This is a genomic window from Micromonospora sp. U21, from assembly GCF_018070045.1.
GTDB lineage: Bacteria > Actinomycetota > Actinomycetes > Mycobacteriales > Micromonosporaceae > Micromonospora.
On record NZ_JAGPYK010000001.1, the window covers coordinates 487,031 to 512,597 of the forward strand.

Annotated in this window: 26 protein-coding genes; 14 read left to right on the plus strand and 12 right to left on the minus strand. The window is 71.7% G+C overall.

What is annotated here, in order from left to right:
- The first annotated feature begins 209 nt into the window (after positions 1 to 209).
- From nrdR to KBX63_RS02315, 3 genes are all read left to right on the plus strand, one after another.
- The gene (gene nrdR, locus KBX63_RS02305) at positions 210 to 713 is read left to right on the plus strand and encodes a transcriptional regulator NrdR (protein ID WP_074318044.1); all 504 of its coding nucleotides are present in this window, start codon (positions 210 to 212) and stop codon (positions 711 to 713) included.
- Positions 714 to 775: 62 nt separating this feature from the next.
- Positions 776 to 3,667: a vitamin B12-dependent ribonucleotide reductase gene (locus tag KBX63_RS02310; RefSeq protein WP_210907376.1), complete on the plus strand. Its 2,892-nt coding sequence runs from the start codon at positions 776 to 778 to the stop codon at positions 3,665 to 3,667.
- A 136-nt stretch (positions 3,668 to 3,803) separates the two neighbouring features.
- Positions 3,804 to 4,040, plus strand: coding sequence for a DUF2188 domain-containing protein (locus KBX63_RS02315; RefSeq protein WP_210907378.1), 237 nt, complete (start codon positions 3,804 to 3,806; stop codon positions 4,038 to 4,040).
- A 225-nt stretch (positions 4,041 to 4,265) separates the two neighbouring features.
- On the opposite strand, the gene KBX63_RS02320 is transcribed toward KBX63_RS02315, so the two are convergent.
- Together KBX63_RS02320 and KBX63_RS02325 are read right to left on the minus strand one after the other, a co-directional pair.
- On the minus strand, positions 4,266 to 4,454 hold the full coding sequence (locus tag KBX63_RS02320; protein WP_210907379.1) for a DUF397 domain-containing protein: 189 nt from the start codon (positions 4,452 to 4,454) through the stop codon (positions 4,266 to 4,268).
- A gap of 10 nt (positions 4,455 to 4,464) precedes the next feature.
- Positions 4,465 to 5,340: a helix-turn-helix transcriptional regulator gene (locus tag KBX63_RS02325; RefSeq protein WP_247661579.1), complete on the minus strand. Its 876-nt coding sequence runs from the start codon at positions 5,338 to 5,340 to the stop codon at positions 4,465 to 4,467.
- A gap of 462 nt (positions 5,341 to 5,802) precedes the next feature.
- Here KBX63_RS02325 and KBX63_RS02330 point away from each other — a divergent pair, with 462 nt between their 5' ends.
- Both KBX63_RS02330 and KBX63_RS02335 read left to right on the plus strand, forming a co-directional pair.
- A complete protein-coding gene (locus KBX63_RS02330) occupies positions 5,803 to 6,021 on the plus strand; it encodes a hypothetical protein (protein WP_210907383.1) in 219 nt (72 codons plus the stop codon).
- Positions 6,018 to 6,185, plus strand: a complete 168-nt coding sequence (locus KBX63_RS02335) for a hypothetical protein (RefSeq protein WP_210907391.1) — start codon at positions 6,018 to 6,020, stop codon at positions 6,183 to 6,185. Before KBX63_RS02330 ends, KBX63_RS02335 begins: the two co-directional genes overlap by 4 nt.
- A gap of 3 nt (positions 6,186 to 6,188) precedes the next feature.
- Here KBX63_RS02335 and KBX63_RS02340 read toward each other — a convergent pair whose 3' ends face one another.
- A complete protein-coding gene (locus KBX63_RS02340; RefSeq protein WP_307871583.1) occupies positions 6,189 to 7,301 on the minus strand; it encodes an FAD-dependent monooxygenase in 1,113 nt (370 codons plus the stop codon).
- Between the two features lie 146 nt (positions 7,302 to 7,447).
- Between KBX63_RS02340 and KBX63_RS02345 the strand changes: the two genes are divergently transcribed.
- Positions 7,448 to 8,383, plus strand: coding sequence for a DUF2332 domain-containing protein (locus tag KBX63_RS02345; RefSeq protein WP_210907393.1), 936 nt, complete (start codon positions 7,448 to 7,450; stop codon positions 8,381 to 8,383).
- Positions 8,384 to 8,435: 52 nt separating this feature from the next.
- Here the strand turns inward: KBX63_RS02345 and KBX63_RS02350 are convergent, their stop codons facing one another.
- Genes KBX63_RS02350 through KBX63_RS02360 form a run of 3 tightly spaced genes read right to left on the minus strand, consistent with a single transcriptional unit; the run spans position 8,436 to position 11,445 of the window.
- Positions 8,436 to 9,377 (minus strand): MerR family transcriptional regulator, encoded by a 942-nt coding sequence (locus tag KBX63_RS02350; RefSeq protein WP_210907395.1) that lies wholly within the window; start codon positions 9,375 to 9,377, stop codon positions 8,436 to 8,438.
- A 55-nt stretch (positions 9,378 to 9,432) separates the two neighbouring features.
- Positions 9,433 to 10,272, minus strand: coding sequence for an alpha/beta fold hydrolase (locus tag KBX63_RS02355; protein ID WP_210907397.1), 840 nt, complete (start codon positions 10,270 to 10,272; stop codon positions 9,433 to 9,435).
- Positions 10,273 to 10,284: 12 nt separating this feature from the next.
- Positions 10,285 to 11,445: an MFS transporter gene (locus KBX63_RS02360; RefSeq protein WP_210907399.1), complete on the minus strand. Its 1,161-nt coding sequence runs from the start codon at positions 11,443 to 11,445 to the stop codon at positions 10,285 to 10,287.
- 2 nt (positions 11,446 to 11,447) lie between these two features.
- Between KBX63_RS02360 and KBX63_RS02365 the strand changes: the two genes are divergently transcribed.
- The 3 genes from KBX63_RS02365 (at position 11,448) to KBX63_RS02375 (ending at position 13,406) form a co-directional block, all read left to right on the plus strand.
- Positions 11,448 to 12,437, plus strand: a complete 990-nt coding sequence (locus KBX63_RS02365) for an asparaginase (RefSeq protein ID WP_210907400.1) — start codon at positions 11,448 to 11,450, stop codon at positions 12,435 to 12,437.
- Between the two features lie 43 nt (positions 12,438 to 12,480).
- On the plus strand, positions 12,481 to 12,735 hold the full coding sequence (locus tag KBX63_RS02370; RefSeq protein WP_210907403.1) for a DUF5522 domain-containing protein: 255 nt from the start codon (positions 12,481 to 12,483) through the stop codon (positions 12,733 to 12,735).
- A gap of 122 nt (positions 12,736 to 12,857) precedes the next feature.
- Positions 12,858 to 13,406: a hypothetical protein gene (locus tag KBX63_RS02375; RefSeq protein ID WP_210907405.1), complete on the plus strand. Its 549-nt coding sequence runs from the start codon at positions 12,858 to 12,860 to the stop codon at positions 13,404 to 13,406.
- 33 nt (positions 13,407 to 13,439) lie between these two features.
- On the opposite strand, the gene KBX63_RS02380 is transcribed toward KBX63_RS02375, so the two are convergent.
- A complete protein-coding gene (locus KBX63_RS02380; protein WP_210907412.1) occupies positions 13,440 to 14,138 on the minus strand; it encodes a metal-dependent transcriptional regulator in 699 nt (232 codons plus the stop codon).
- An 82-nt stretch (positions 14,139 to 14,220) separates the two neighbouring features.
- On the opposite strand from KBX63_RS02380, the gene KBX63_RS02385 reads away from it, so the two are divergent.
- The 4 genes from KBX63_RS02385 to KBX63_RS02400 all read left to right on the plus strand — a co-directional run bounded on the left by KBX63_RS02385 (position 14,221) and on the right by KBX63_RS02400 (position 20,869).
- Positions 14,221 to 15,672, plus strand: a complete 1,452-nt coding sequence (locus KBX63_RS02385; protein ID WP_210907414.1) for a recombinase family protein — start codon at positions 14,221 to 14,223, stop codon at positions 15,670 to 15,672.
- A 526-nt stretch (positions 15,673 to 16,198) separates the two neighbouring features.
- Complete coding sequence (locus KBX63_RS02390; RefSeq protein ID WP_210907416.1) at positions 16,199 to 17,059, plus strand: sulfurtransferase; 861 nt, start codon at positions 16,199 to 16,201, stop codon at positions 17,057 to 17,059.
- A 48-nt stretch (positions 17,060 to 17,107) separates the two neighbouring features.
- Positions 17,108 to 18,289: an acetoin utilization protein AcuC gene (locus KBX63_RS02395; RefSeq protein ID WP_210907418.1), complete on the plus strand. Its 1,182-nt coding sequence runs from the start codon at positions 17,108 to 17,110 to the stop codon at positions 18,287 to 18,289.
- Between the two features lie 24 nt (positions 18,290 to 18,313).
- A complete protein-coding gene (locus tag KBX63_RS02400; protein ID WP_210907420.1) occupies positions 18,314 to 20,869 on the plus strand; it encodes a bifunctional GNAT family N-acetyltransferase/acetate--CoA ligase family protein in 2,556 nt (851 codons plus the stop codon).
- Positions 20,870 to 20,952: 83 nt separating this feature from the next.
- On the opposite strand, the gene KBX63_RS02405 is transcribed toward KBX63_RS02400, so the two are convergent.
- The 4 genes from KBX63_RS02405 to sigB all read right to left on the minus strand — a co-directional run bounded on the left by KBX63_RS02405 (position 20,953) and on the right by sigB (position 23,366).
- Entirely contained in the window at positions 20,953 to 21,360 is a 408-nt protein-coding gene (locus KBX63_RS02405) for a VOC family protein (protein ID WP_210907422.1), read from the minus strand.
- Positions 21,357 to 21,863: an SRPBCC family protein gene (locus tag KBX63_RS02410; protein WP_210907424.1), complete on the minus strand. Its 507-nt coding sequence runs from the start codon at positions 21,861 to 21,863 to the stop codon at positions 21,357 to 21,359. Before KBX63_RS02410 ends, KBX63_RS02405 begins: the two co-directional genes overlap by 4 nt.
- Complete coding sequence (locus tag KBX63_RS02415; RefSeq protein WP_210907426.1) at positions 21,860 to 22,237, minus strand: helix-turn-helix transcriptional regulator; 378 nt, start codon at positions 22,235 to 22,237, stop codon at positions 21,860 to 21,862. Before KBX63_RS02415 ends, KBX63_RS02410 begins: the two co-directional genes overlap by 4 nt.
- A gap of 124 nt (positions 22,238 to 22,361) precedes the next feature.
- Positions 22,362 to 23,366 carry an RNA polymerase sigma factor SigB gene (gene sigB, locus KBX63_RS02420; RefSeq protein ID WP_210907428.1) on the minus strand — a complete coding sequence of 335 codons (1,005 nt, stop codon included), beginning with the start codon at positions 23,364 to 23,366 and terminating at the stop codon, positions 22,362 to 22,364.
- A gap of 246 nt (positions 23,367 to 23,612) precedes the next feature.
- Here sigB and KBX63_RS02425 point away from each other — a divergent pair, with 246 nt between their 5' ends.
- Complete coding sequence (locus KBX63_RS02425; protein WP_210907658.1) at positions 23,613 to 24,401, plus strand: sporulation protein; 789 nt, start codon at positions 23,613 to 23,615, stop codon at positions 24,399 to 24,401.
- A 310-nt stretch (positions 24,402 to 24,711) separates the two neighbouring features.
- Here KBX63_RS02425 and KBX63_RS02430 read toward each other — a convergent pair whose 3' ends face one another.
- On the minus strand, positions 24,712 to 25,491 hold the full coding sequence (locus tag KBX63_RS02430) for an FkbM family methyltransferase (RefSeq protein ID WP_210907435.1): 780 nt from the start codon (positions 25,489 to 25,491) through the stop codon (positions 24,712 to 24,714).
- Between the last annotated feature and the right edge of the window lie 76 nt (positions 25,492 to 25,567).

The window sequence follows — 25,567 nt, forward strand, 5'->3', positions numbered from 1 at the left end:
ACTTGACCCGGGTTCGCCAGCGACATACGGTCAACCCCTAGATGTAGTAGTGACACGGGCGTAAGTTGCCTACAGGTTGGGTCCGACTACCGACCGCACTCCCGTAACGTCCACCACGGCGGGCGTCATCTCCGGATGGCACCGTCGTGGCGAGCCGTGCCCGGGAGTGCCCGGCCCGGCCGTGGTTGATCATGATTAGGAGGTAGGCGATGCGGTGTCCGTACTGCCGGCACGCCGACTCCCGCGTGGTCGACTCGCGGGAGGCCGACGACGGTCAGCTCATCCGGCGGCGACGGTCCTGCCCGGAGTGCGGCAAGCGGTTCACCACCGTCGAGGAGGCGGTCCTCGCGGTCGTCAAGCGCAGCGGGGTGACCGAACCGTTCAGCCGCACGAAGATCATCGGCGGGGTGCGCAAGGCGTGCCAGGGTCGGCCCGTCGACGAGGACTCGATCGCGCTGCTGGCCCAGAAGGTCGAGGAGACCGTGCGGGCCAAGGGCGCGGCCGAGATCCCCAGCCACGACGTGGGGCTGGCGATCCTGGGCCCTCTGCGGGACCTGGACGAGGTGGCGTACCTGCGGTTCGCCAGCGTCTACCGGTCCTTCGACTCGCTCGCCGACTTCGAGCAGGAGATCGAGACATTGCGGGCCGCGGCCCGCGCCCGGGAGGGCGCGGGCCAGGCCGGGGCGGCGGGGACCGCCGGCCGTACCAACTGAGGTTTGTGTTGCTGACAGGTGGAAGCGCGGCGGGTGGCCGCGTGGACGAGGGGGCGGATGAGATGTCGGGGGATGCTGTGACGACAAGCAGGTCACGGAGCAAGGCCAGCGCGAGCGCCGGGCTGAAGATCGAGCGGGTGTGGACGACCGAGGGGGTCCACCCGTACGACGAGGTCACCTGGGAGCGCCGCGACGTCGTGATGACGAACTGGCGGGACGGCTCGATCAACTTCGAACAGCGCGGGGTGGAGTTCCCGCAGTCGTGGAGCGTCAACGCGGCGAACATCGTGACCACCAAGTACTTCCGGGGCGCGGTGGGGACCCCGGAGCGGGAGTGGTCGCTCCGGCAGCTGATCGACCGGGTGGTCGGCACCTACCGCACCGCCGGTGAGGAGTACGGCTACTTCGCCAGCCCGGCCGACGCCGAGATCTTCGGGCACGAGCTGACCTGGATGCTGCTGCACCAGGTGTTCAGCTTCAACTCACCGGTCTGGTTCAACGTCGGTACGCCGTCGCCGCAGCAGGTCAGCGCCTGCTTCATCCTGTCCGTCGACGACTCGATGGACTCGATCCTCGACTGGTACAAGGAGGAGGGGCTGATCTTCAAGGGCGGCTCCGGCTCCGGGGTCAACCTGTCCCGGATCCGCTCGTCCCGGGAGCTGCTCTCCTCCGGAGGCAACGCCTCCGGTCCGGTCAGCTTCATGCGCGGCGCGGACGCCTCGGCCGGCACCATCAAGTCCGGCGGCGCCACCCGGCGGGCCGCCAAGATGGTCATCCTCGACGTCGACCACCCGGACATCCAGGAGTTCGTGGTCACCAAGGCGCGCGAGGAGGACAAGATCCGCGCGCTGCGGGACGCCGGGTTCGACATGGACCTGGGCGGCTCCGACATCGTCAGCGTGCAGTACCAGAACGCCAACAACTCGGTCCGGGTCTCCGACGAGTTCATGACGGCGGTGGAGAACGACGGCGGTTTCGACCTGCGGGGTCGGCTCGACGGGGCGACCATCGAGACGGTCGAGGCGAAGAAGCTGTTCCGTTCCATCTCCCAGGCCGCCTGGGAGTGCGCCGACCCGGGCCTGCAGTACGACGACACCATCAACGACTGGCACACCTGCCCGGAGACCGGCCGGATCACCGCGTCGAACCCGTGCTCGGAGTACCTGCACCTGGACAACTCCTCGTGCAACCTGGCCTCGCTCAATCTGATGAAGTTCCTCAAGGCCGACGGCGGCTTCGACGTGGAGAAGTTCGTCAGGTCGGTCGAGTTCGTCATCACCGCGATGGACATCTCGATCTGCTTCGCCGACTTCCCGACCGAGAAGATCGGTGAGACCTCCCGCGCCTACCGGCAGCTCGGCATCGGCTACGCCAACCTCGGCGCCCTGCTGATGGCCACCGGCCTGCCGTACGACTCGGAGCAGGGCCGCTCGGTCGCCGCGGCGATCACGTCCCTGATGACCGGCACCGCCTACCGCCGCTCGGCCGAGCTGGCCGGCGTCGTCGGCGCGTACGACGGCTACGCCCGCAACGCCGAGCCGCACAAGCGGGTCATGCGCAAGCACGCGGCGGCCAACGACGAGATCAAGCCCACCAGCCCGGTGGCCACCGCGATCGTCCGCGAGGCGACCAGGCAGTGGACCCAGGGCAACAAGATCGGCGACAAGAACGGCTGGCGCAACTCGCAGGCCAGCGTCCTCGCCCCGACCGGCACCATCGGCTTCATGATGGACTGCGACACGACCGGCGTGGAGCCGGACCTGGCGCTGGTCAAGTTCAAGAAGCTGGTCGGTGGCGGCTCGATGCAGATCGTCAACCAGACCGTGCCGCGTGCCCTGCGCAGCCTCGGCTACCCCGAGGAGCAGGTCGAGGCGATCATCGAGCACATCGCCGACCACGGCCACGTGGTGGACGCCCCCGGCCTCAAGCCGGAGCACTACCCGGTCTTCGACTGCGCGATGGGGGAGCGGTCGATCGCCCCGATGGGCCACGTGCGGATGATGGCGGCCATCCAGCCGTTCGTCTCCGGCGCCATCTCCAAGACGGTCAACATGCCGGAGGCGGCCACCGTCGAGGACGTCGAGAAGATCTACTTCGAGGGCTGGAAGCTCGGCCTCAAGGCACTGGCGATCTACCGGGACAACTGCAAGGTCGGCCAGCCCCTCTCGGTGGCCAAGTCCAACAAGGCCACCGAGCAGGCCGCCGTCGAGGCCGCCACGGCCGCGCCGGTTGTCGAGAAGGTCGTCGAGTACCGGCCGGTGCGCAAGCGTCTGCCGAAGAAGCGCCCGTCCGAGACGGTGTCCTTCTCCGTCGGCGGTGCCGAGGGCTACCTCACCGCGTCGTCCTACCCGGACGACGGCCTCGGCGAGGTCTTCCTCAAGATGTCCAAGCAGGGCTCCACCCTGGCCGGGGTGATGGACGCCTTCTCGGTGGCCATCAGCATCGGTCTGCAGTACGGCGTGCCGCTGGAGACGTTCGTCAGCAAGTTCACCAACATGCGCTTCGAGCCGGCCGGGATGACCGACGACCCGGACGTCCGCATGGCGGCCTCGGTGATGGACTACATCTTCCGTCGCCTGGCGCTGGACTTCCTGCCGTACGAGCGGCGCGCCGAGCTGGGCATCTTCACCGCCAGCGAGCGGGCCGCCCAGCTGCGGGCCGAGGCCGACGCGGAAGCCGCCGGGGTCACCGGAGCGGAGCTGACCGCGATGGCGTCCTCAGCGCCGGTCGAGGCTCCGGCCAAGCCGGAGGCCGTCGCCCAGCCGGCGCAGGAGATGGCCGAGGTGGCCGCCGCCAAGCCCGCCCCGAACGTGGGCTCCAGCACCGAGCTGCTGGAGGCCGTGATCGGCAAGGCCGCCGACGCACCGCTCTGCTTCACCTGCGGTACGAAGATGCGCCCGGCCGGTAGCTGCTACGTCTGCGAGGGCTGCGGCTCCACCAGCGGCTGCAGCTGACACAAGCAACGAGCCCCGGGCGTTGGCGCGCCCGGGGCTCGTGAGCCGGGATGGAACCCGACCTGATTGCTGCAGGACGGATCTTCGCTCCTCCCGGCCCGATTCCGCAAGTTGATCGAGTGGGAAAGGGGAAGAGATGGCGAAGCCAAGCAAGCCTGTGCATGTCGTTCCACAAGACGAGGGGTGGGCCGTGCGGCGGGAAGGCAATCAGAGGGCATCCTCGGTGCACGAGACTCAAGCCGAGGCCGAACGGCAGGGCCGGACGGCAGCCCGAGCGGGCGAGACGGAGTTCTACCTGCACGGTCGAAACGGGCAGATTCGCAAGCGTGACAGCTACGGGAACGACCCGAATCCCCCCAAGGACAAGAATTAACTAACGGGGCCTTGGCCTGCCCGAGCAGGCCAAGGCCCCGTTGTCGCATGACTGGCTGCCTGCCTAGATGCACACTGTGGCGTTATTTGCACGCTCTGAGTGAGGTTTGGCTTGCCCTCGGTCGATTGCTAACGGTCACCGCGGATGGTGCCTGCGAGAACGCCGCAGGATTACCCGGAGTCGGCAGTTGGAGCAAGGCTCAAGCGGTCCGGCTGTTGACATTCCTCAAGTGGCAGAGCCAGTCCAGCTCTTTACCTCAGCGAGCAAGCTCATCCAGGCTGCCCCGTTGAAGTGCAATGTTGGACCTGCTGGGTCCTTGCTATCACGGACCTCGACGATTTGATCGACGTGCCTAGCTTCGACGCAGGCACCGTTGCTGCCGCTGCGGGTGCTCTTGCGCCACTGCGAGTCCACCGCACGTCTCCTACGCCTTGCGCCTCGCGCCCCGGATCTCCTCGATCATGGTTGCCGAGTCAGTGGGTGACATGGCTGCGGCGCGCAGGCTGTTGAACACCACCGTACAACGTCTCACGTCTTCGCCCTCGGCGTAGAGGTCGCCCGTGAGCCCCTCGATGTAGACCACACCGGGTCCGTCCGCGAAGTTCAGGATGTGGAAGCTGGACAGCATCGAGGCATATGCCCCTTCGCGGAACGGGATCACCTGGAGAGTGACGTTCCAGCGCTTGCTGGCGTCGAGTAGCGCGGTCAGCTGACCGGCCATGATGGTCCCTCCGCCGATCTGACGGTGAAGGACCGCCTCGTCGAGCACCGCGACGAGCCGTAGCTTGCCGGACGTAATCAGCTCTTGGCGCTGCATCCGCACCGCGACCCGTCGTTCCACCGCCTCTGGCGACGGCTCGAAGGCGTCCTCGCTGGTCATTGCTCGGGCGTAATCCGCAGTCTGGAGCAACCCCGGGACCACCAACGTCTCGAAGTTCTGCACCTCCTCGGCTGCGGACTCCAAGCCGATGTACTGCCGATACGACGACGGCAGGTCGCCGTACTTGGCCCACCATCCACGCTGCTTGCCGGTCTTCGCCATCGACAGGAGCGTGTCGCGCAGCTCGGCATCGGCGACGCCGTACCGGTCGAGTAGGGCGTTGAGCGCTGGTGCCTTGATGCCCACGCGTCCGGCCTCGATGCGCCGGAGCGTGCTCGCCGAGACCTCGATGACGTCGGCAGCCTGCTCGGCCGTGACGCTTGCCTCGTCTCGGACCCGACGGAGCTGTGCACCGAGCTGGAAGCGAACGAAAGTCGGACTCTCCATGGCGCTCATTGTGCCGCCGGCGCTGCCGCGCATGCTCACCGAACACGCCCAAGCTTTCTGACCGGATGTCGTTGACCATCTAAAAATGCGCACGCAAAATGAGCGAGCATGCGTATGTCCGAGGTGGATCGCCGGGAGGGCTGATGCCGGATCGGGTGCCGTACGACGACTACCTCCTGGCGGTGGCGCTGACTCTGGCGCGGCGGCACCGACCGGTCTGGTCGTGGCGGCGGATCTGTCGCTGCGGCGCGGATCTGCCCTGCCGAGCCCGACACCGCATCCCAATTAGGCGAGGCCACTGGCCAGGGGAGGAGCAGGAGTGAGCGAGAATCCTGTCGGACGAATCCTGTCCGTGCACCTGCCCGGCGTCGACGGCCTTTGCGCCGGATGTCGCTGGTGGTGGGCACGGCTGTCTCCGTACCCCTGTTATCAGGCGCAATGGGCCGCTCGCTGGCACGCCCGCGTCGCCACCCGGCGTTTCCTGGATCGGCTGTCGTGACCACGCACGGCCCGGTCCTTCCGCTGTGGACCTGCGGTGGCTGCGACGCACCCTGGCCCTGCCGGACCCGGCGCACCGAGTTGCGGGCCGAGTTCGACGGCGCCCCCGTGTCGCTGGGCCTCTACATGGGGTCCTACCTGGTCTGGGCGGCCGAGGATCTCACCTGGGTGCCCGCCGGTCTGCTGCACCGGCGCTTCCTGGGCTGGATCCGGTGAGTCTGATCCGGCGGGGCGACGAGCGGTTCCACTACAGCGACGGCTCGCACAGGTGGATCCCGCCCGACCCGGACTACGACCAGGAAGTCTGGGACGAGATGGTCCGACAGCACCAGCGACAGCACCTGGAGGAGATCTCCCGGCGCAGGAAACCACGCCAGTGATCGTTAGGGCTGGGCGAACAGGGGCCCGTAGTTCGACCGGAACATCTGCTCGCCGAGTCTGCGCAGCACCAGGTCGCGCAGCGCGGGTGGAAGACCGGTTGCCTTGTCTCGGCGGTGCGTCTGGGCGAGCACCCAGTCGGTACGCGGGCGGCGGCGCGCCTCGTACCCGCTCAGGGCCTCGGCGAGGCTCCCGGCGGCGGCCAGTGAATCGGCGAGCACGAAGGCGTCCTCCAGGGCCATCGCCGCGCCCTGGGCCATGTTCGGCGAGGTGGCGTGGGCGGCGTCGCCGATCAGCAGCACCGGCCCCCGGGCCCAGGAGTCGAGCACGACCTCCTGGTTCGGGCCGGCGTGCAGGGTGTGGTCGTCGGCGTCGAGCGCCTTGAGCATCATGGCGACCGGTTCGGTGAACGTCGCGGCCAGCTCGTCGCGCCAACCCGGCCGGTCGGCCGCCGGGCCGTCGTTGTAGTAGCAGTACGTCTGCTCGGCGCTGATCGGGATCGTGAGGAACTGCCTGCCGCGGCCGAGTTGCACGGACCAGACCGGCTCGTCCTCGATCCGGGGAGCGACCCAGCGGTACGCGTACTGGCCGAGGGAGCGTGCCGTCAAACCGCCGAAGGCGAGCCTCCGGACCGTCGAGTTCACCCCGTCCGCGCCGATCACCAGGTCGTACCGCTCGGTGCTGTCGTCGTCGAACTTGACGGCGACCAGGCTGCCCTCCCGGACGAGCGCGACCGGCTGGCGGCCCCAGCGGATCGGGGCGTCGCCGACGCCTGCGAGCAGGGCTCGGTGCAGCTGCGCCCGGGACAGCGACACACACGGCCCGACCCCCTGCCACAGTGCGGCCACGTCGATGTCGAAGAGGCGGCGTCCGCGCTGGTTGGCGCTGCGCTGCCGTTTGATCTCCACGGCGACGTCGGCGACCGGCTCCCACAGGCCGAGTGCGCCGAGCATGCGCGTTGCGTTGCCGGTGAGGTAGATGCCGGTCCCGGAGTCGGCGGGACCGGGTGTCCGCTCAACCACGTCCACCGTCGCGCCCCACTCGCGCAGCGCGGCGACCGTCGCCAGCCCGGCGACACCACCGCCGACGATCAGTACCCGGACACCGTCACCCCGCACGACCAGTTCCTCCCCGTTGCGGCCGGCTGAGCTGCTGCTCAGCGTCCCGGCCGCCGCGGAACTCTACGAGGCGCCGCACGGCATCGGCGACACGGCCACGGGAAACGGGGTGTGAATCACCCGCGGATGGCTGCGACGATCAGGGCATGACGACCGCTGAGGCGTACGCCAGGTTCGCCGGCCGCGAGGTGCGCGGGGTCTCGCCCGCGTACGAGCGGCTGTCCCGGGCGGTGTCCCGCGACGACGAACTGCTCACCCTGCTCGACGGGCTCCCGCCGGCCAAGCGGCAGCCGAACCTGTTGTTCGGCGTCGTCCGGTGGCTCGGCGGCCCGGTCGAGGACCCGGCCGCGTTCCACGACTACACGGTGACGAACTGGCCGACCATCGAGGCGCAGGTACGGGCCCGGGCCACCCAGACGAACGAGGCCGGCCGGTGTGCGGTCCTGCTGCCGGTGCTCGCCGCGCTGCCGCAGCCGCTCGCCCTGCTGGAGGTCGGCGCGTCCGCCGGGCTCTGCCTCTATCCCGACCGGTACGCCTACCGGTACGGCGAGCACCGGGTCGGCTCCGGGGAGCCGGTCCTGGAGTGCGTGGCCACCGGGTTGGCGCCGCCGGCACGCGTACCGGAGGTGGTGTGGCGGGCCGGCCTGGACCTCAACCCCCTCGACGTGACCAACCCCGACGACGTGTCCTGGTTGGACGCGCTGATCTGGCCGGAGCACGAGCACCGGCGGGCCCGGTTGCGGGCCGCGACGGCTGTCGCCGCGGCCGATCCGCCGCTGCTGGTCCGCGGCGACCTGGTGGACGACCTGCCGGCGCTGGCCGCGCGGGCGCCGGCGGGCGCGACCCTCGTGGTGTTCCACACCTCCGTGCTCTACCAGGTGCCCGTGCCGCGCCGGGACTCGTTCGTCCGGCTGGTCCGTGGGCTGCCCGGGCACTGGGTCGCCAACGAGGCCCCGGAGGTGCTGCCGCACGAGGGGCTGCCGGAGTCGCCGGAGGAGGGGCTGTACAACGTCCTCGCGCTGGACGGCACGCCGCTGGCCTGGACCCGAGGGCACGGCCAGGCGATCACCTGGTTCGCCTGACGCCGCGAACCGACCCAGCCGTCCGTCGGTCAGCCACGGGTCGTGGAGCAGCTCAGCGGGCCGGCTCGGACATCCTCGCGCGCAGGGCACGGCTGAACCAGTCCAGCGCCGGTGCCACCGCGCCGCCGGTCGACCAGCCGTTGATCACGGCGAGCAGGTCGAGGTACCGGTCCCGGCGCGGATCGTTCGCGGCGTCCAGCCGGTCCAGCAGCCGCCGGCGCAGGTCGGCGTCGTCGGGGCTGGCGTTGAGGCCCGCGTAGCGGGCGGTGACAGCGCTGATCACAGAGTCGGCCTCGGGCCCGGCCGGGTCCAGGCCGGCAGCCAGGGCAGGGGCCACCGCGTCCCGGACCACGGCGACGGCGTCCGGGCGCGGCAGCCCCGGGACGTCGTGGTCGGTGGCGTACTCCCGCACCAGCCGTCGCATGCTGGCCCGGAAGTCCGGGTCCTGGGCCAGCTCGGCCAACTCCACCCACGCCTGCACCTGCTCGGTGCTGGGATCGTCGGGCAGCTCCGGGGTCAGCGACCGCATGATCCCCGGGTACGCCGGCGTGGTGGCCAGGCCGTCGAAGACGGCGTCGAGGAAGTCCGCGACCAGCCGGTGACGCTCCTGCCCGGAGAGCCGGGCCAGCATGTGCAGCAGCTCGATCTGCTCGGCGCCTCCGCCGCGCCGGGCGGCTGCGGTGAGCACCGCCTGGCGCAGCCGCAGCACGCGGATCTGCACCGCCAACGCCTCGGCGTGCGCGGCGGCCACCTCTGCCAACGGCACCTCGCGGTCCACCACCCGCCGGATGGCGGCGAGGTCCACGCCGAGGTCGCGCAGCGTCCGGACCAGCTCCAGTCGGGCGACGGCGTCCGGGCCGTAGCGGCGGTAGCCGGCCGGGCTCCGGTCGGTGGGTGGCACGATCCCCCGGTCCGCGTAGTACCGGATCGTCTTGACGCTCAGGCCGGTCCGGTGGGCCAGTTCCCCGATCGTGTAGCGCGTTTCGCCGTTCATGCCCCTCACCATGCTGTCTCCCCCCGGTGGAGACTCAAGCGGCTGGTGCCGATGGTCAGCCGAGGAACGCCGCGAGCGTCGCGGTGAACCGGTCGGCGTCGTCGAGCCACGGGTAGTGTCCCGCGCCTGGCTGCACGACCAGCTCGGCGCCGGGGATCAGCTCCGCGAGCTGGGCGACCAGGCCCGGCGGGGCACCGAGGTCCAGCTCACCGGCGAGCAGCAGCACGGGGTTGCGATGTGCGGCGAGCGCGGCGCGGGTGGCCGGCGGGTCGAAGGCGCCGTCGGCGCCGAAGACCCGGGCCGCCTCCTGGTTGCGCTGGTGGGACTCGGCCGCCTGGTGCGCCCGGGCCACCTCATCCCACCGGCCGTAGAAGAACGGCGCGATCTCCTGCCAGGTGTCCTGGCTGGCCCGACCGGACACCATGGAGTCCAGTGCCGCTGCCGCCGCCGGGAACCACGGCTCGCCGGCCCGGACCCGGGTCACCTCCTGGCGCAGCGTGGCGGTCGCCGCGAGTCCGACGGCCCGGGTGCTCGGGGTCACCAGCGCGAGACGGCCCACCCGCTCGGGGTGCCGGGTCGCGTACTGCAGCGCCACGTTGGTGCCGGCGGAGTGGCCCAACAGGTCCAGCCGGTCGAGGCCCAGGTGCCGGCGCAGCGCCTCCACGTCGGCGACCAGCCGGTCGCAGCGGTAGGTGGAGACGTCCGCCGGCACGGCCGACCGGCCGGTGCCGCGCTGGTCGGGGACGACCAGCGTCCGGTAAGCGCCCAGACCGCCGAGGTCGCCGAGGTACGCCGAGTCGCGCATCGGGCCGCCGGGCAGGCAGACCAGCGGGGCGCCGCCGCCGAGTGTCCGGTAGGCCAGCGTGGTCCCGTCGGGCGCGGCGAAGGTGGTCATGAGCAAACCCTCTCAGCTTCCGCCGGCCCTGTGGGGGCCGTGCCCGGCGGCCTGGCCGATGGGCGGCATGTCCCGCATCCGGCGCAGCGGGGAGCAGACCACGAACAGGCGCGCGGCCCAGGTGCCCAGCACGCACACCCAGAGGGCGCCACGCAGTCCCAGCGCGGTGCCGAGCGCGCCGCCGGTCAGCGCGCCGAGCGGGATCACCCCGAAACAGATCCAGAGGAACGCCGCGTTGACCCGACCGAGGATCGCCGGCGGGGTGATGCGCTGCCGATACGACATCGCCGCCACGTTGAACAGCACCGCGTTGGCCGAGGAGGCGGCCAGCCCGACCCCGTAGAGCAGCACTCCCCAGCCGGGCCGCGCCAGTGGCATGAGCAGGTAGAACGGGCCCGGCGCGGCCATCGCCACCCAGATCACCCGGGCCGAGCCGAGCCAGGCCGACAGTCGCGAGGCCAGCACTCTCACCACCAGCCCGCCGACCGCGCTGACCGAGAAGACCAGCCCCACCTGCACCGGGGTGGCGTCCAGCTCGCGGACCAGGAAGGTCACCTCGATCGAGGCGGACGCCATCACCCAGAAGTTCGACCAGGTGGTGCAGGCCAGGATGCTGACCAGGATCGGTTGCCGCCGGATGAACCCCAGCCTGTCGGTCAGCTCCACCGTCAGCGGCACACGGGGGGCCGGCTCGCGGCGTACCGGCGCCTCGCGGATCAGGATCAACGTCAGCGCGCTGACCAGGAAGGCGAGTCCGTTCGTGAGGAACGTCCGGGCGGCACCGACCAGCCCGATCAACGCGCCGCTGACCGTCGGGCCGAGTAGTTCGGCGGCATCCTGGCTGATGGTGAGCTTGGCGTTGCCGTCCACCAGCAGGTCCGTCGGCACCAGCCGGGGCAGCAGGCTCTTGTACGCCACGGTGAACAGCACGGTGAGCACCCCACCGAGCCCGACCACCACGTACAGGAATGGCAGGGTGAGCTGGCCGACCAGGGCGGCTACCGGCAGTGACAGCATGAGCGCGGCCCGCCCAAGGTCACACGCGATCATCAGCCGTCGCTGGTCGAGCCGGTCGGCGACGATTTCGCGCCGCCGGTCGGGTCGCCGGGCCGCTCGGCGGGGCGGGTACGGTCCCAGGGCCGTCGGCGTCCCGGCGGCGGAACGGAGGTCCACCCGTGTCCATCGCCCTGATCACCCTCGGCGGCACGATCGCGATGGGCGGCGTCGACGCCGGCCGCCCGGGCGTGGTCACCCGGCTCACCGGCGCGGACCTCACCGCCGCCGTGTCCGGCCTCGCCGAGCTGGGCGTACCCGTGGACGTGCGGGACACCCACGCGGTGCCCAGCGCCAACCTCACCGGCCGCCACCTGCTCGACGTGGTCGCGGAGGCGTCCCGGGCGGTGACCGGCGGCGCGACCGGCGTGGTGGTCACCCAGGGCACCGACACGGTGGAGGAGACGGCGTTCCTGGCCGATCTGGTCTGGCCGCACGCCGCCCCGCTGGTGTTCACCGGCGCGATGCGCAACCCCACCCTGGCCGGCGCGGACGGGCCGGCGAACCTGCTCGCGGCACTGCGCGTGGCCGCCGCGCCGGCCACCCGTGACCTGGGTGTGCTCGTCGCCGTCAACGACCAGGTGCACGCCGCCCGATGGCTGCGCAAGACACACAGCACCAGCACCGCCACCTTCGCCGCCCCCAACGCCGGCCCGATCGGGCAGGTGATCGAGGGGGAGGTGCGGATGCTGACCCGGCCGCAGCGGCACGAGCCGCTGCCGCCGGTCGACCCGGACCGGCTCGACGCGACCCAGGTGGCCCTGTACGTGGTGACGATGGACGACGACGGGCTGCTGCTGAACGGGCTCGCCGACACCCACCAGGGCCTGGTGGTCGCCGGCTTCGGGGTGGGGCACGTGCCCGCCGCACTGGCCCCGGTGCTCGGGGATCTCGCCGGCCGGATGCCGGTCGTGCTCACCTCCCGATCCGGGGCCGGATCGGTGCTGCGGCACACGTACGGGGCGATCGGCTCGGAGACCGACCTGCAACGGCGCGGGCTGCTCAACGGCGGGTTGCTCGACCCGTACAAGGCGCGGGTGCTGCTGCGCCTGCTGCTCGCCGCCGGTGCCGGCCGGGACGAGGTGACCGCCGCGCTGGCCCGGCACGGTTGAGTCGGGCGCCGGCGCCACCCGACGCCGTCCCTAGACTGCTGCGGTGACCGGAGAGCGACGACCCCTGGCCGACCGGCCGCTCACCGAGCCGCACCCGTCCCGGCTGCCGCCCGAGCATCCCGACCGGTCCCGGATTCTCGCCGCGCACACGGCCGCGCTGGCCGCCGGGGAGGCGGGCTACCTCGACCCGGCGACCGGGCTGTTCGTGCTCAGCGCCGGTTTCCTGGCCCGCCGGGGCACCTGCTGCGGACGCGGCTGCCGGCACTGCCCGTACGTGGATGACCCGCCGGTCGGATGAGCGCCGGCCAGGTCGGGGCGTACCCGCCGAACGAGGGCTTCCGCCGGGCCCGGACACCCCGTACGGTGTCCGACGGACATCTGGCGGGCACCTTCCGCCGTCGGTCGGCGAGAGGGTGGAGCGTGCGCGGGCGGATCGTGGTCGCCGGGCTGGCGGGGCTGCTGGTGAGCGGCTGCGCCGCCGAGGCCGAGCCGGTGGCGGTGCCGCCGCCGGCGCCGATCGCGGTGGACGTGCCAGCGGCGTCGTCGGGCGGTGCCTGCCGCCTGCTGGACTTCACCGTCATCGAGCAACTGGTCAAGGTGCGCTTCGACGTCGCGGCCGCCAGCGAACGGGGCGACACGTACACCTGCGTCGTCCGGACCGAGCACGCGACGCTGCCGGAGCTGACGCTCAGCGTGACCGACATCAAAATCGACAAGGCCACCTTCGGCGCGGATGTGGTGCCCGACAAGACGGCGAAGGTCACCGCGCTGGGTCAGCAGGCGTACCGGCGGACCGTCGCCGCGGCGAGCGGGCACGGGCCGGTCGCCGAGGTGGGGTGGCTGGCCACCGAGGGGCGGTTGGCCACGCTGAGCTGGACGGCGGCGCGCGGCGCCGAGCGTTCGGCGGTCGAGAAGATGACCGGCAACCTGGTCGCACTGGCCAAGAAGGTGGACACCCGGGCGCTGTGACGCTGGGGCCCAGCCCTCCTGGCCGGCGGTCGGTCAGCTGGCGGCGACGAAGACCCGGGAGGCGACCTCGCGCGGCAGCCGGACGCGGTCACCGGAGCGGTCGATCGACACGCCGTCGCGTTCCTGGGCCACGGTCACCGTGGCGCCCGGGTCGACACCGGCGGCGTGCAGCTGGCGCAGCACGTCGGCGTTGGTCTGCACGCTCTCGCAGATCCGGCGCACCACGACCGGCCCGGAGAGGCCGGGGAAGGCCAAATTGCGCTCACTCTCGCCGGCTTCGGCGGTCTCCGGCTCCGGCGAGCCCAGCGCCTCGAGCCCGGGGATCGGGTTGCCGTACGGCGAGCGGGTCGGCCGCTTGAGCAGGTCGTACACCCGCTTTTCCACGGCGTCGCTCATCACGTGCTCCCAGCGGCAGGCCTCATCGTGGGCCTCCTCGTAGGGCATCCCGATCACGTTGACCAGCAGCAGCTCGGCGAGGCGGTGCTTGCGCATCACGGACACGGCGCTGCCGCGGCCCTGCGCGGTGAGCATCAGGTGCCGGTCGCCCTCGACGGTGAGCAGCCCGTCACGCTCCATCCGGGCGACGGTCTGGCTCACGGTGGGACCGCTCTGCTTCAGGCGCTCGGCGATCCGGGCGCGCAGCGGCGGCACACCCTCCTCCTCCAACTCGAGGATGGTGCGCAGGTACATTTCGGTCGTGTCGACCAGCGAGTGAGCGTTTATCTTCATCACCTGTCAGCGAGGACCGTACCGGAGGCTCAAGTGTCTCACGAGCAAGCGCTCACCTGCCACCTCGACACCAGCGGGGGCCACCGTGGGTGAGCCCGTACCGCTGAGGTGCGCCATCTACTGCCGGATCTCCCAGGACCGGGAGAGCGAGGAGAAGGGCGTCACCCGCCAGGAGGAGGACTGCCGGGAGCTGGCCGCCCAGCATGGCTGGGAGGTCGTCCGGGTCTACGTCGACAACGACATCTCCGCCTCGACCCGCAGCAAGAAGACCCGGCCGGACTACGACGCCATGATCGCCTCCGTCAGAGCCGGGGCCATCGACGTGATCGTGTCCTACTCCAACGGGCGGCTCACCCGCCGGCCGATGGAGCTGGAAGACGTCATCAAGGTCCACGAGCAGAACGGCGTCCTGATCCACACCGTCAAGAGCGGCAACGACGATCTATCGACCGCCGATGGCCGGATGGTTGCCCGGATCAAGGCCGCGGTTGATGCGGGGGAGGTGGAGCGCACCGCGGAGCGTGTGGCTCGCGCCGCGAGGCAGCGCCGAGAGGAGGGCCGTCTGCACGGTGGCGCCAGAACGTTCGGCTACGTCCACGGCTCCCCGCTCGGGTACTGCCAGGAGATCGACCCGCTCGCCGCCAAGGCCATCCGGGAGGGCATGGAGCGACTGTTCCTCACCGGGAAGGTGTCCGAGGTTCGGAAGCTCTGGCAGCGCCTGGGAGTCCTGACCCCGATGGGCAAGGCATGGCAGAACGACGGCAACGTAGCGCGGACCCTTCGCAACCCCCGGATTGCCGGCCTGGTAGCCCACGAAGGGAAGGTGGTCGGGGAGGGCAACTGGCCCGCCATCATCACCCGAGCCGAACACGAGGCCATCCTGGAAGCCCTCGGCAGCCGGGGCGCCAAGAAGACGGGCGGTCCCCCGAGGGCGCGCAAGTACCTGCTTCCGGGCTTCGTGTACTGCGTCTGCGGCACCCCGATGTCCGCCCAGGTCTACAACGCCCCCGAGGGAAAGACTGGCAGCTTCAACCGCTACGTCTGCATCTCCCAGCGGGGCGGGTGCGGCCAGTGCTCCCGCCAGCGCCCCTGGCTGGAGGGCGTGGTTCAGGAGTGGGTGGCCGGCGCCATCGAGGGCAAGGTCAGTGCCCCCGAGGGTGAGGTCGACGACCCCAACCCGGCCATCGAGGCTGAGATCCGGGAGATTGAGGCCGAGATCAAGCGGGTGCAGGGCGGGCTGGCCAAGGGCATCTACACCGACGACGAGGCACTGGAAGAGATCATCCCCAGGCGGGAGCAGATCCAGGTGTTGCGCGCCAAGCAGGGGGAGCTGGCTAAGGAAGCCGCGGTGGTCCCGATCGACAGGGACCAGGAACTAGAAGACTGGCTTGACGATGATCCGGAGAGCTTGCACAGGCGCAGGGAGATCCTGGGCCGCTACGTAAAGCGGATCATCGTCAAGCCAGTCGGCAAGGGCGGCAGCAACGGTTGGGACGGGCCGCCGATCGACTCTGTAGTTATCGTGCCTCGCAGCTGAGCCGGTCCTTCCGGATGGCAGTAACCTCGGCGTCTCGCTGAGGAGCAGGATGTTGCCGGAACACTCCCGACCAAGATGGCGGAAGTGGGTCCGACGCCTTCGGGGATCGGGCGGCTGCTCACCGGGCCACCGCGGTCAGGCCTGGAGGACGACGTTGCCGACGAGTAGGCCGGCGGCGAACGGAAGCAGGCGGTTGGCCTTGTCCAGCTCGCCCCCCGGGCGACCTTGAGGTAGTGGTGAGCTCGCCGGCCGTGGTAGGCGGACAGCCGGCCGCGCCAGGGAACGTCCGCGTCACCAGCTAACCGAACAGCACGAAGATGGCCCGGCTCCCCGTGTTGAAGGGTCGGGCCTTTTACTCTTGTTCATTTTTGAACTCAGGCTGCGATGTCGATCGGGGTCCAGTCGAAGTGGCCTCGGCCGTTGTGGATGTAGACCGCCTCGCGTAGGCGACGCGCCGGGAGAGCCGCGGCTCGTACCAGCCCTCGTCCTTGGGAGCCGACGACCGGGATGGTGTTGGATAGTCGCCATGTCCGGTAATCAGGAGCCGCTGGTCGAGGTCGAGCGGCTCGCCGCCGAGCTCGACCGCGCTGATCCGCCCACCCTGCTCGACGTCCGCTGGCGCCTCACCGGCCCGCCCGGACGCGACGACTACCTGGCCGGTCACCTGCCCGGCGCGGTCTTCGTCGACCTGGACACCGCGCTCTGCGGGCCGCCCGGCGCCGGCGGCCGGCATCCGCTGCCCGACCCGGCCGCGTTGCAGGCCGCGTTGCGGGCCGCCGGCGTCCGGGCCGGTCACCCGGTGGTGGTGTACGACGGCGGCGACGGGCTGGCCGCCGCCCGGGCCTGGTGGACGCTGCGCTGGGCCGGGCACCGCCCCGTCCGTCTGCTGCACGGTGGCTACCCGGCGTGGGTCGCCGCCGGTCGACCCGTCTCCGCCGCGGCGCCCACCCCGGCCCCCGGCGACGTCGAGGTGCGTCTCGGCGACCTTCCGGTGCTCGACGCCGGGCAGGCCGCCGCGCTGGCGGCGGCGGACGACGCCGTGCTGCTCGACGTGCGGGCCGCGCCCCGTTACCGGGGTGAGGTCGAGCCGATCGATCCGGTCGCCGGCCACGTCCCGGGCGCGGCGAACCTGCCCGCCGGAGAGTACGTCGGCCCGGACGGGCGCTTCCCGGCCGCCGACGTGCTGCGTGAACGGTTCGCCGCGGCCGGGGTGACCGGGGCGCGGTCGGTGGGGGCGTACTGCGGCTCCGGCGTTACCGCCGCGCAGGCCGTGCTCGCACTGCACCTGGCGGGTCGAACGGACGCGGCGCTCTACGTCGGATCGTGGAGCAACTGGGTGGCCGACCCCACCCGGGCGGTCGCCTCCGGGCCGACATCTGGCCGCTGAGCAGCGCGTGTGGTGGGCCGGCGACGGTCCTCGTGCGACGATGGGCTCATGTCCGACGACACGGTGGTGGTGTGGGACGAGTCGTTGCTCGCCTACGACATGGGTGACCATCCGCTCGACCCGGTCCGGCTGGAGCTGACCGTCGCGCTCGCCCGCGAGCTGGGCATCCTGGTCCGCCCCGGGGTCCGCCTGGTCAAGCCGGAACCCGCTGACGACGCCCTGCTCACCCGGGTGCACCACCCGGCATACGTGGCCGCGGTGCGCGCCGCGCCACGCGACCCGCTCTTCGCCGGGTACGGGCTCGGCACCTCCGACAACCCGGTCTTCGACGGGATGCACGAGTCCAGCGCGCTCATCGCCGGCGCCACGGTCGCCGCTGCCGAGGCGGTCTGGCGCGGTGACGCACGGCGGGCGGTGAGCGTGGCCGGTGGCCTGCACCACGCCATGCCCGCCCGGGCCTCCGGCTTCTGCGTCTACAACGACCCGGCGGTGGCCATCGCCCGTCTGCTCGACCTGGGCGCCGAGCGGATCGCGTACGTGGACGTGGACGTGCACCACGGCGACGGGGTGCAGCAGATCTTCTGGGACGACCCCCGGGTGCTCACGGTCAGCGTGCACGAGACCCCGCTCGCGCTCTTCCCGGGCACCGGTTTCCCGGACGAGACGGGCGGGCCGGGCGCGCAGGGCACCGCGGTCAACGTGCCAGTGCCGCCGGGCGTCGACGACACCGGCTGGCAGCGCGCGTTCCACGCGATCGTGCCGTCGGTGCTGCGGGCGTTCCGGCCGCAGGTGCTGGTCAGCCAGTGTGGCGCCGACGGGCACCGGCTGGATCCGCTCGCCGACCTGAACCTGACGGTGGACGGGCAGCGGGCCACCTACGTGGCGCTGCGGGCGCTCGCCGACGAGCTGTGCGACGGCCGCTGGGTCGCCACCGGCGGCGGCGGGTACGCGCTCGTCGAGGTGGTGCCCCGGGCCTGGAGCCACCTGCTGGCCGTGGCCACCGGTGACCCGGTCGACCCGGCCACGCTCACCCCGCCGGCCTGGCGGGAGCTGGCCGCGGCCCGCCGTCCGGGCCGGGAGGTGCCGCTGCGGATGACCGACGACGCCGACCCGTCGTACGAGCCGTGGCAGCCGACCGGCGAGCCGAACGCGGTGGACCGGGCGATCGGGGCCACCCGCAAGACGGTCTTTCCGCTGCTCGGGCTCGACCCGCACGATCCGCGGGACTGAGCCGGGCCGGGAAGGAACGCGCCGGTGACCACCGTGGACCAGCCGGTGGACGTGCTGCTCAGCGACGGCAGCACAGTCCAGTTGCGACCGATCGGGCCGGATGACGCGCCGGCCATCGTGGCGATGCACGCCCGGTTCTCCGAGCGCACCCGCTACCTGCGCTACTTCTCGCCGTATCCGCGCATCCCGGAGCGGGATCTGATCCGCTTCGTCACGGTCGACCACCACGACCGGGAGGCGTTCGTGGTGCTGGCTGGCGACCGGATCGTCGCGGTCGGCCGCTACGAACGGCTGGGCCCGCAGGCCCCGGAGGCGGAGGTCGCCTTCGTGGTGGAGGACGCCCACCAGGGCAGGGGCATCGGCTCGGTGCTGATGGAGCACCTGGCCGACGCCGCCCGGCGCAACGGCATCATGAGCTTCGTCGCCGAGGTGCTGCCGGCCAACGGGAAGATGCTGCGGGTCTTCGCCGATTTCGGCTACCAGGTCCAGCGCGAGTTCGCCGACGGGGTGGTGCACCTCAGTTTTCCGATCGCGCCCACCGAGGCCACCCTGGAGGTGCAGCGCGGCCGGGAGCACCGCACGGAGGCCCGTTCGATCGCCCGGCTGCTCGCCCCGCGCGGCATTGCCGTCTACGGCGCGAGCGCGACCGGCCAGGGCGTCGGTGCGGCGGTGCTCGGGCACCTGCGCGACGGCGGCTTCACCGGCGCGGTGGTGCCGGTGCACCCGAGCGCGTCAACCGTGACGGGGCTGCCCGCGTACCGGTCGGCGGCCGACGCCGAGGTGCCGGTGGACCTGGCGGTGGTGGCGGTGCCGCCGGAGGCGGCAACCGTGGTGGTGACCGACGCGGCGGCGGCCGGCGTGCACGGCCTGGTGGTCATCTCCGCCGGGTTCGCCGAGGCGGGCGCCGAGGGCGCCGCGGCGCAGCGGGCGCTGGTGCGCGCGGCGCACGCCGCCGGCATGCGGGTGGTCGGCCCGAACTGTCTCGGCGTGGCCAACACCGACCCCGCGGTACGCCTCAACGCCACCCTCGCCCCGGCGCTGCCGCCGGCTGGCCGGGTCGGCATCTTCAGCCAGTCCGGCGCGTTCGGGGTGGCGTTGCTCGCCGAGGCTGACCGGCGTGGCCTGGGTCTGTCCAGCTTCGTCTCGGCCGGCAACCGGGCGGATGTCTCCGGCAACGACCTGCTCCAGTACTGGCAGGACGACCCCGGCACGGACGTGATCATGCTGTACCTGGAGACCTTCGGCAATCCGCGAAAGTTCGCCCGGCTGGCCCGGCGGATCGGCCGGGCCAAACCGGTCGTGGCGCTCGCCTCACCGGCCCGCCCGGTCGGGGTGGGCGACGCCGCCGGGCCGGACGAGGTGGCGGTGGCCGCGCTCTTCGCCCAGTCCGGGGTGATCCGGGTGGACACCGTGCCGGAGCTGCTCGACGTGGGGGTGCTGCTGGCCAACCAGCCGCTGCCGGCCGGTGGCCGGGTCGGCGTGGTCGGCAACTCCTCGGCACTCACCGGCCTGGCCGCCAGCGCGTGCGCCGGGCAGGGTCTCACTGTCGTCGACGGGTATCCCCGCGACGTCGGGCCGCGCGCTGGCGCTGCCGAGTTCGCGACCGCGCTGGCCGAGACGGCCGGCGACGACCGGGTGGACGCCCTGGTGGTCGTCTTCGCCCCGCCGCTGCCCGGCCAACTGACCGATGTGGACGCCGACGTCACCGCCGCGCTGCCGGCCGTGCTCGCGTTGGGCAAGCCGACTGTGGCGACCGTCCTGGTCGGCCGGCTGCCGGCGGGGGTGCCGGCGTACGGCGGCGTGGAGGAAGCGGTGCGGGCCCTCGCCCGGGTGCACCGGTACGCCGAGTGGCTGCGCCGGCCGCCCGGGGTGGCACCCGAGCTGCCCCGGATCGACCGGGCTGCCGCGCTGGCCGCGCTGCGCGCCGACGCCACCGACCCGAGCGCACTGCTGGCCGCGTACGGCATCGACGTGGTGGCGTCGGTGCCGGTCGACTCGGTCGACGGTGCGGCCGACGTGGCGGCGCGGTTGGGCTTCCCGGTGGCGCTCAAGGCCGCCGCCCCCGGGCTGCGGCACCGGCTCGACCTCGGCGCGGTCCGGCTCGATCTGCCCGACGAGCAGGCGGTCCGCCGGTCGTACGCCGAGCTGGCTGCGGTCTTCGGCGCGGACGTCCTGGTGCAGCCGATGGTTCCGCCCGGCGTGGCCTGCGTGGTGGAGCTGGTGGAGGACCCGGCGTTCGGGCCGGTGGTCGGTTTCGGTCTCGGCGGCGTCGCCACCGAGTTGCTCGGCGACCGGGCCTGGCGTGCCGTGCCGTTGACCGACCGGGACGCCGCCGAGCTGGTCGACGAGCCCCGGGCGGCGCCGCTGCTGCGCGGGCACCGGGGCGCCGCCCTGGTCGACCGGGCGGCCCTGGCGGATCTGCTGGTGCGGGTCGGTCGGCTCGCCGACGAGCAGCCCCGGGTGCGTTCGCTGACCCTCAACCCGGTGCTCGCCCGCCCGGACGGCATCTCGGTCCTGCACGCGCATGTGCGGGTCGGCGGCGTGGCCACCCGACCGGACACCGGCCCCCGCCGCTTGTAAGGAAGGGCACATTCTTAACGCCTCCGGTGGAAGAAGGGCCCCTGTTGACCCGGGCCGGCTGTCGAGGCCGGGTGTGCGGCGGATCAGGCCCGGGTGGAGATCTGCTGGACCGCCCAGGCGTTGCCGTCCGGGTCGGTGAAGAAGACGAAGCCGACGTTGTCCAGTGGGTGCGGCATGGGGCTCGGGTTGGCGCCCAACGCCTGGATCTCGCTGACTTCCACGCCCCGTTCGACCAGCTCTGCGCGGGCCCGCTCCAGGTCGGGCACCACCAGTTGCAGGCCCTTCAGCGAGCCCGGCGGCATGTCCGGGACGGCGCCCTTGCCGATCACGACCGAGCAGCCGGAGCCGGGTGGCGTCAGCTGGACGATCCGCGCGTCGTCACCGATCACCGTGTCGTGGTCCACGGCGAAGCCGAGCCGGTCGGCGTAGAACGTCTTCGCGCGGTCCACATCGGAGACCGGCACGATCACCACTTCCAACGTCCAGTTCACGGTGTCTCTCCTCGCATCGTCGTTGTCAGGTGCAGCAGTTCGGCGAGCCGCGTGAAGCTCTGCCCGAGGCCACGGGCCATCGGGTAGCGCAGTACGGTGTCCCGTCCCTCGGGGGTGGCGTACCGCAGCGTGGTGGTGACGGTCGTCCGCCCGGCCAGCTCGGTGAACTCGTGGCTGACCAGCGTCTCGCCCGGGTAGGACTGGTCGTCGAAGAGCTCGGTGCAGACCAGCCGGTGCGGTGGCTCGATCTGCCGGTAGACGCCAGCCTGGACCATCCGGGCCCCTTCCGGGCCCAGTGACACGAACCGCCACCGCCCGCCGACCCGCAGGTCGACGTCGCACTCCGCCAGCCGCCAGCCGCGCGCGCCGTACCACCGGACGAGCAGCGTGGGCTGGGTGAAGGCGGCGAACACCAGAGCTGCCGGCGCGTCGAACAGCCGACTCAGCACGATCTCCCGGTCGCCCGGGGTGTGCACGACCAGCGGGTCGTCGATGCCCGTCATCCGCCGGTCCCGTCCAGTTGGGTGTGCCGGCGCTCGGCGGCGGTCTCGTCCAGGGCCCGGAGTTCGTCGAGCAGTGCATCGAGGCGCTGGTAGCTCTCCGCCCAGTAGTCGCGGTAGTCGGCGAGCCAGGCCGTGGCCTCCCGCAGCGGTCGGGCCTCCAGCCGGCACGGCCGGCGCTGGGCGTCCCGCCCCCGGCTGACCAGGCCAGCGCGTTCCAGCACCTTGAGGTGCTTGGAGATGGCTGGCTGGCTCATCGCGAACGGCTCTGCCAGCTCCGTCACGGTCGCCTCGCCGCCCGCGAGTCGGGCGAGGATGGCCCGCCGGGTCGGGTCGGCCAGCGCCGCGAAGGTCGCGTCCAACAGCTCGGTGCCCACCGCTCATAACCTCCTGGTTTTATAACCATATGGTTTGTATCGCGGACCGGTGCCTCCCGTCAAGCACCTCGACAGCATGGAAGGCCCCGGCGAACCGCCAGGGCCTTCCATGGGAACCGGTGCGTCAGCAGGCGTACGCCTCCAGGCGCTGGGCGCGCTCCGGCGCACGCAGCTTCAGCAGCGTCACCTTCTCGATCTGCCGGATCCGCTCCCGAGACAGGCCGAACTCCCGGCCGACCTCGTCCAGAGTGCGCTGCCGGCCGTCGTCCAGCCCGAACCGGAGCCGGATGACCGCCTGCTCCCGCTGGGACAGGGTGGCCAGCACGATGCTCACCTCGTTGCGCAGCTCGCCCTGCGCGGCCGCGTCGCCCGGCTCGCCGCGCGGGTCCACCGCGGCCACGAAGTCACCGAGCGCGCTCTCACCGTCGTCGCCGACGGCCTGGTCCAGGCTGACCGGCTCCCGGTCGTAGGAGATCAGCTCGATGACCTGGAACTCGGGGATGTCCAGCGCCCGGGCGACCTCGGCGACCGTGGGTTCGCGGCCCAGCGTCACCGCCAGCTCGCGGCGGGCCCGGACCATTCGGTTGACCTGCTCCACCATGTGCACCGGGATGCGGATGGTGCGGGCCTGGTCGGCCATCGCGCGGGTGATCGCCTGCCGGATCCACCAGGTGGCGTAGGTGGAGAACTTGTAGCCCTTGGCGTAGTCGAACTTCTCCACCGCGCGGATCAGGCCGAGGTTGCCCTCCTGGATCAGGTCGAGAAACGCCATCCCGCGGCCGGTGTAGCGCTTGGCGATGCTGACCACCAGCCGCAGGTTCGCCTCCAGCAGATGGTCCTTGGCCGCCCGGCCCTCCGCGACGATCAGCTCCAGATCAGCCCGCAGCTCCGGCGAGACGGGGGTGCAGGTGGCCAGCTTCTCGTCGGCGAACAGGCCGGCCTCGATCCGTCGGGCCAGGTCGACCTCCTGAGCCGCGGTCAGCAGCTTGGTCCGGCCGATCCCGTTGAGGTAGGCCCGGACCAGGTCGGTGGAGATGCCGCGCTCGTCGGTGGCGTCCAGGTCGACGAGGACCTCGATGCCCCCGTCGGTGTCGGTGCTGGCGGCGGGGCGCGTCCGGTTTTCCGTCATCTGCAGGACCATCTCTGTCTCTCCCCGTGTCCACGTCTGTGCCGTGTCTCCGGCCCTGTGGTGCCGGTGTGACACACAGCTTGGCGGGCGGGGCGTAAAACGGGAGTGAGGCGATCGGGCACCCGACAGGAACCCGGTCGGATCGCGGGCGCGGTGTGTGTCGCCCCGGTGTTTCCTTGCCCGCCCCGGTTACCGTGCCGACGGTCGGCCATCCACGGTCGACGGCGACAGGAGATGGAGAGCGACGTGGTCTTCAAGCGGCTCATGCAGGCGATGGGGGTCGGCGGCCCGTCGGTCGAGACGGTGCTGGCCAACCCGAGCTGCCGACCGGGCGGCCAGTTGGAGGGTCGCATCCAGGTGGCCGGTGGTGACCACCAGGTCGACATCGATTACGTGGCGCTGGGCCTGGTCACCCGGGTCGAGGTGGAGAGCGGCGACAACAACTACGACACCACTCAGGAGTTCCACCGCCAGCAGGTCACCGGTGCGTTCCGGCTGGAGCCCGGGCAGCGCCACGACATCCCGTTCCGCTTCGACGTGCCCTGGGAGACGCCGGTCACCGAGCTGTACGGGCAGCACCTGCACGGCATGACGATGGGGCTGCGTACGGAGCTGGAGGTGGCCCGCGCCGTCGACAAGGGTGATCTGGACGCGGTGTCGGTGCACCCGTTGCCGGCACAGGAGCGGCTGCTCGACGCGTTGCTGCGGCTGGGGTTCCGGTTCGCCCGCGCCGATGTGGAGCGTGGGCACATCTACGGCGTCCGGCAGACGCTGCCGTTCTACCAGGAGATCGAGTTCAGCCCGGCTCCGCAGTACGCCCGCTCGATCAACCAGTTGGAGCTCACCTTCATCGCCGACGCGCAGCAGATGCAGGTGGTGCTGGAGGTCGACAAGCGCGGCGGCGTCTTCACCGAGGGTCGGGACGCCTTCGGCCGCTTCACGGTCGACCACGCCACCGCCGACCGCACCGACTGGACCGCCGAACTCGACGGCTGGCTCCGCCAGTCCCTCTCCCGCCGCGGCCTCTTCTCCTGACTGACCCCTCGGCCCGGCCTCCGGTGATCGATAAAGGTTGAGGTCTCCGGTAGAGCGGTTAGCGACCAAGCAAACTTGTACCGCTGGTTCCGGCGCTGGCAGCGTGACGGCACGTGGGCGAAGGTCCTGGCAGCGTTGCAGGCCGGGCGGACGCCGCTGGGAAGTTTGAGTGGACGGCGTGTGGCCAGCGTCGATGCGAGGAAACCGGGTCGTCCGGGGGGCGTGCCGGCGCCTACCGTGATCGGATGATCGAACGGGCCGGCCTGGACCGGCTCGCCGCCTTCGCCGTGCCTGACGTCCGTGAGGCGGGTCAGGCGGGCCGGGCGCGGGCGTAGACGTCGCCCGAGTTGGCCTCGTGGGGCAGCGCCCGCAGGTATGCCGCCACCTCGCCCGCCGGCCGCCAGCCATCAAGGGCGAACGCCATCTCGTCGCCGAGCGCCACGGTGAACGTGGTGAAGCCCAGCCGGGTGAGCCGGTCCAGGCAGTGCGCGGCCAGGTCCCGTTCGATGGTGGTGAACTCGAAGGACAGCGCCGGCAGGGGGCGGCTCAATCCGGCCAGCACGGCGTCCTCGAACCCTTCCACGTCGATCTTTACGAAGCCCGGCACGCCGTGCGCCGCGACCAGGGTGTCGAGTGTGGTTCCGGCCACCTCGATCTCGACGTCCCAGATCTCGTCCTCCCAGCCGCCGGCCCCCTCGGCGGCCTGCAGGAAACCCGCCGACGCCGTGGAGATCGTCGGGTTCGCCGAGTTGACGTGCAGCCGCACCGGCCCGGTACACGCCCCGCACGCCGCCTCCACCACGGTCACCCGGTCGTCGTCCGCGTAGAGGGCGCGCAGGGCCCGGGTGCAGAGCGGTTGCGGCTCGACGGCCACCACGCGGGCGCCCAGCCGCCGGAAGCTGCCGAGCCGGTCGCCCACGTGCGCGCCGACGTCGAAGACCAGGTCCCCTGGGCGGACCAGGGGCGCGTAGAACGCGTCCATCGCCGCCTCGCGGGCCGGGTCGCCGTAGTACGTCTCCAGGGAGCGGCGTAACCCGGACAGGGTCGGGTCCGCCTTGAGTGCCTCCACCGCGCTGAGGTCATCGACCACTGGTCTGACCGTAGTCGCGTCCGGAGCAACGCGAGGGCGATTCGCGTCCATTTGCCGGGCACCTGGATACCCAGCC

Coding starts and splice junctions, on each gene's coding strand:
- nrdR (WP_074318044.1), top strand. CDS start 210: ATGCGGTGTCCGTACTGCCGGCACGCCGACTCCCGCGTGGTCGACTCG.
- KBX63_RS02310 (WP_210907376.1), top strand. CDS start 776: ATGTCGGGGGATGCTGTGACGACAAGCAGGTCACGGAGCAAGGCCAGC.
- KBX63_RS02315 (WP_210907378.1), top strand. CDS start 3,804: ATGGCGAAGCCAAGCAAGCCTGTGCATGTCGTTCCACAAGACGAGGGG.
- KBX63_RS02325 (WP_247661579.1), bottom strand. CDS start 5,340: ATGCGCGGCAGCGCCGGCGGCACAATGAGCGCCATGGAGAGTCCGACT.
- KBX63_RS02345 (WP_210907393.1), top strand. CDS start 7,448: ATGACGACCGCTGAGGCGTACGCCAGGTTCGCCGGCCGCGAGGTGCGC.
- KBX63_RS02350 (WP_210907395.1), bottom strand. CDS start 9,377: ATGAACGGCGAAACGCGCTACACGATCGGGGAACTGGCCCACCGGACC.
- KBX63_RS02355 (WP_210907397.1), bottom strand. CDS start 10,272: ATGACCACCTTCGCCGCGCCCGACGGGACCACGCTGGCCTACCGGACA.
- KBX63_RS02390 (WP_210907416.1), top strand. CDS start 16,199: ATGTCCGGTAATCAGGAGCCGCTGGTCGAGGTCGAGCGGCTCGCCGCC.
- KBX63_RS02395 (WP_210907418.1), top strand. CDS start 17,108: ATGTCCGACGACACGGTGGTGGTGTGGGACGAGTCGTTGCTCGCCTAC.
- KBX63_RS02410 (WP_210907424.1), bottom strand. CDS start 21,863: ATGACGGGCATCGACGACCCGCTGGTCGTGCACACCCCGGGCGACCGG.
- sigB (WP_210907428.1), bottom strand. CDS start 23,366: ATGACGGAAAACCGGACGCGCCCCGCCGCCAGCACCGACACCGACGGG.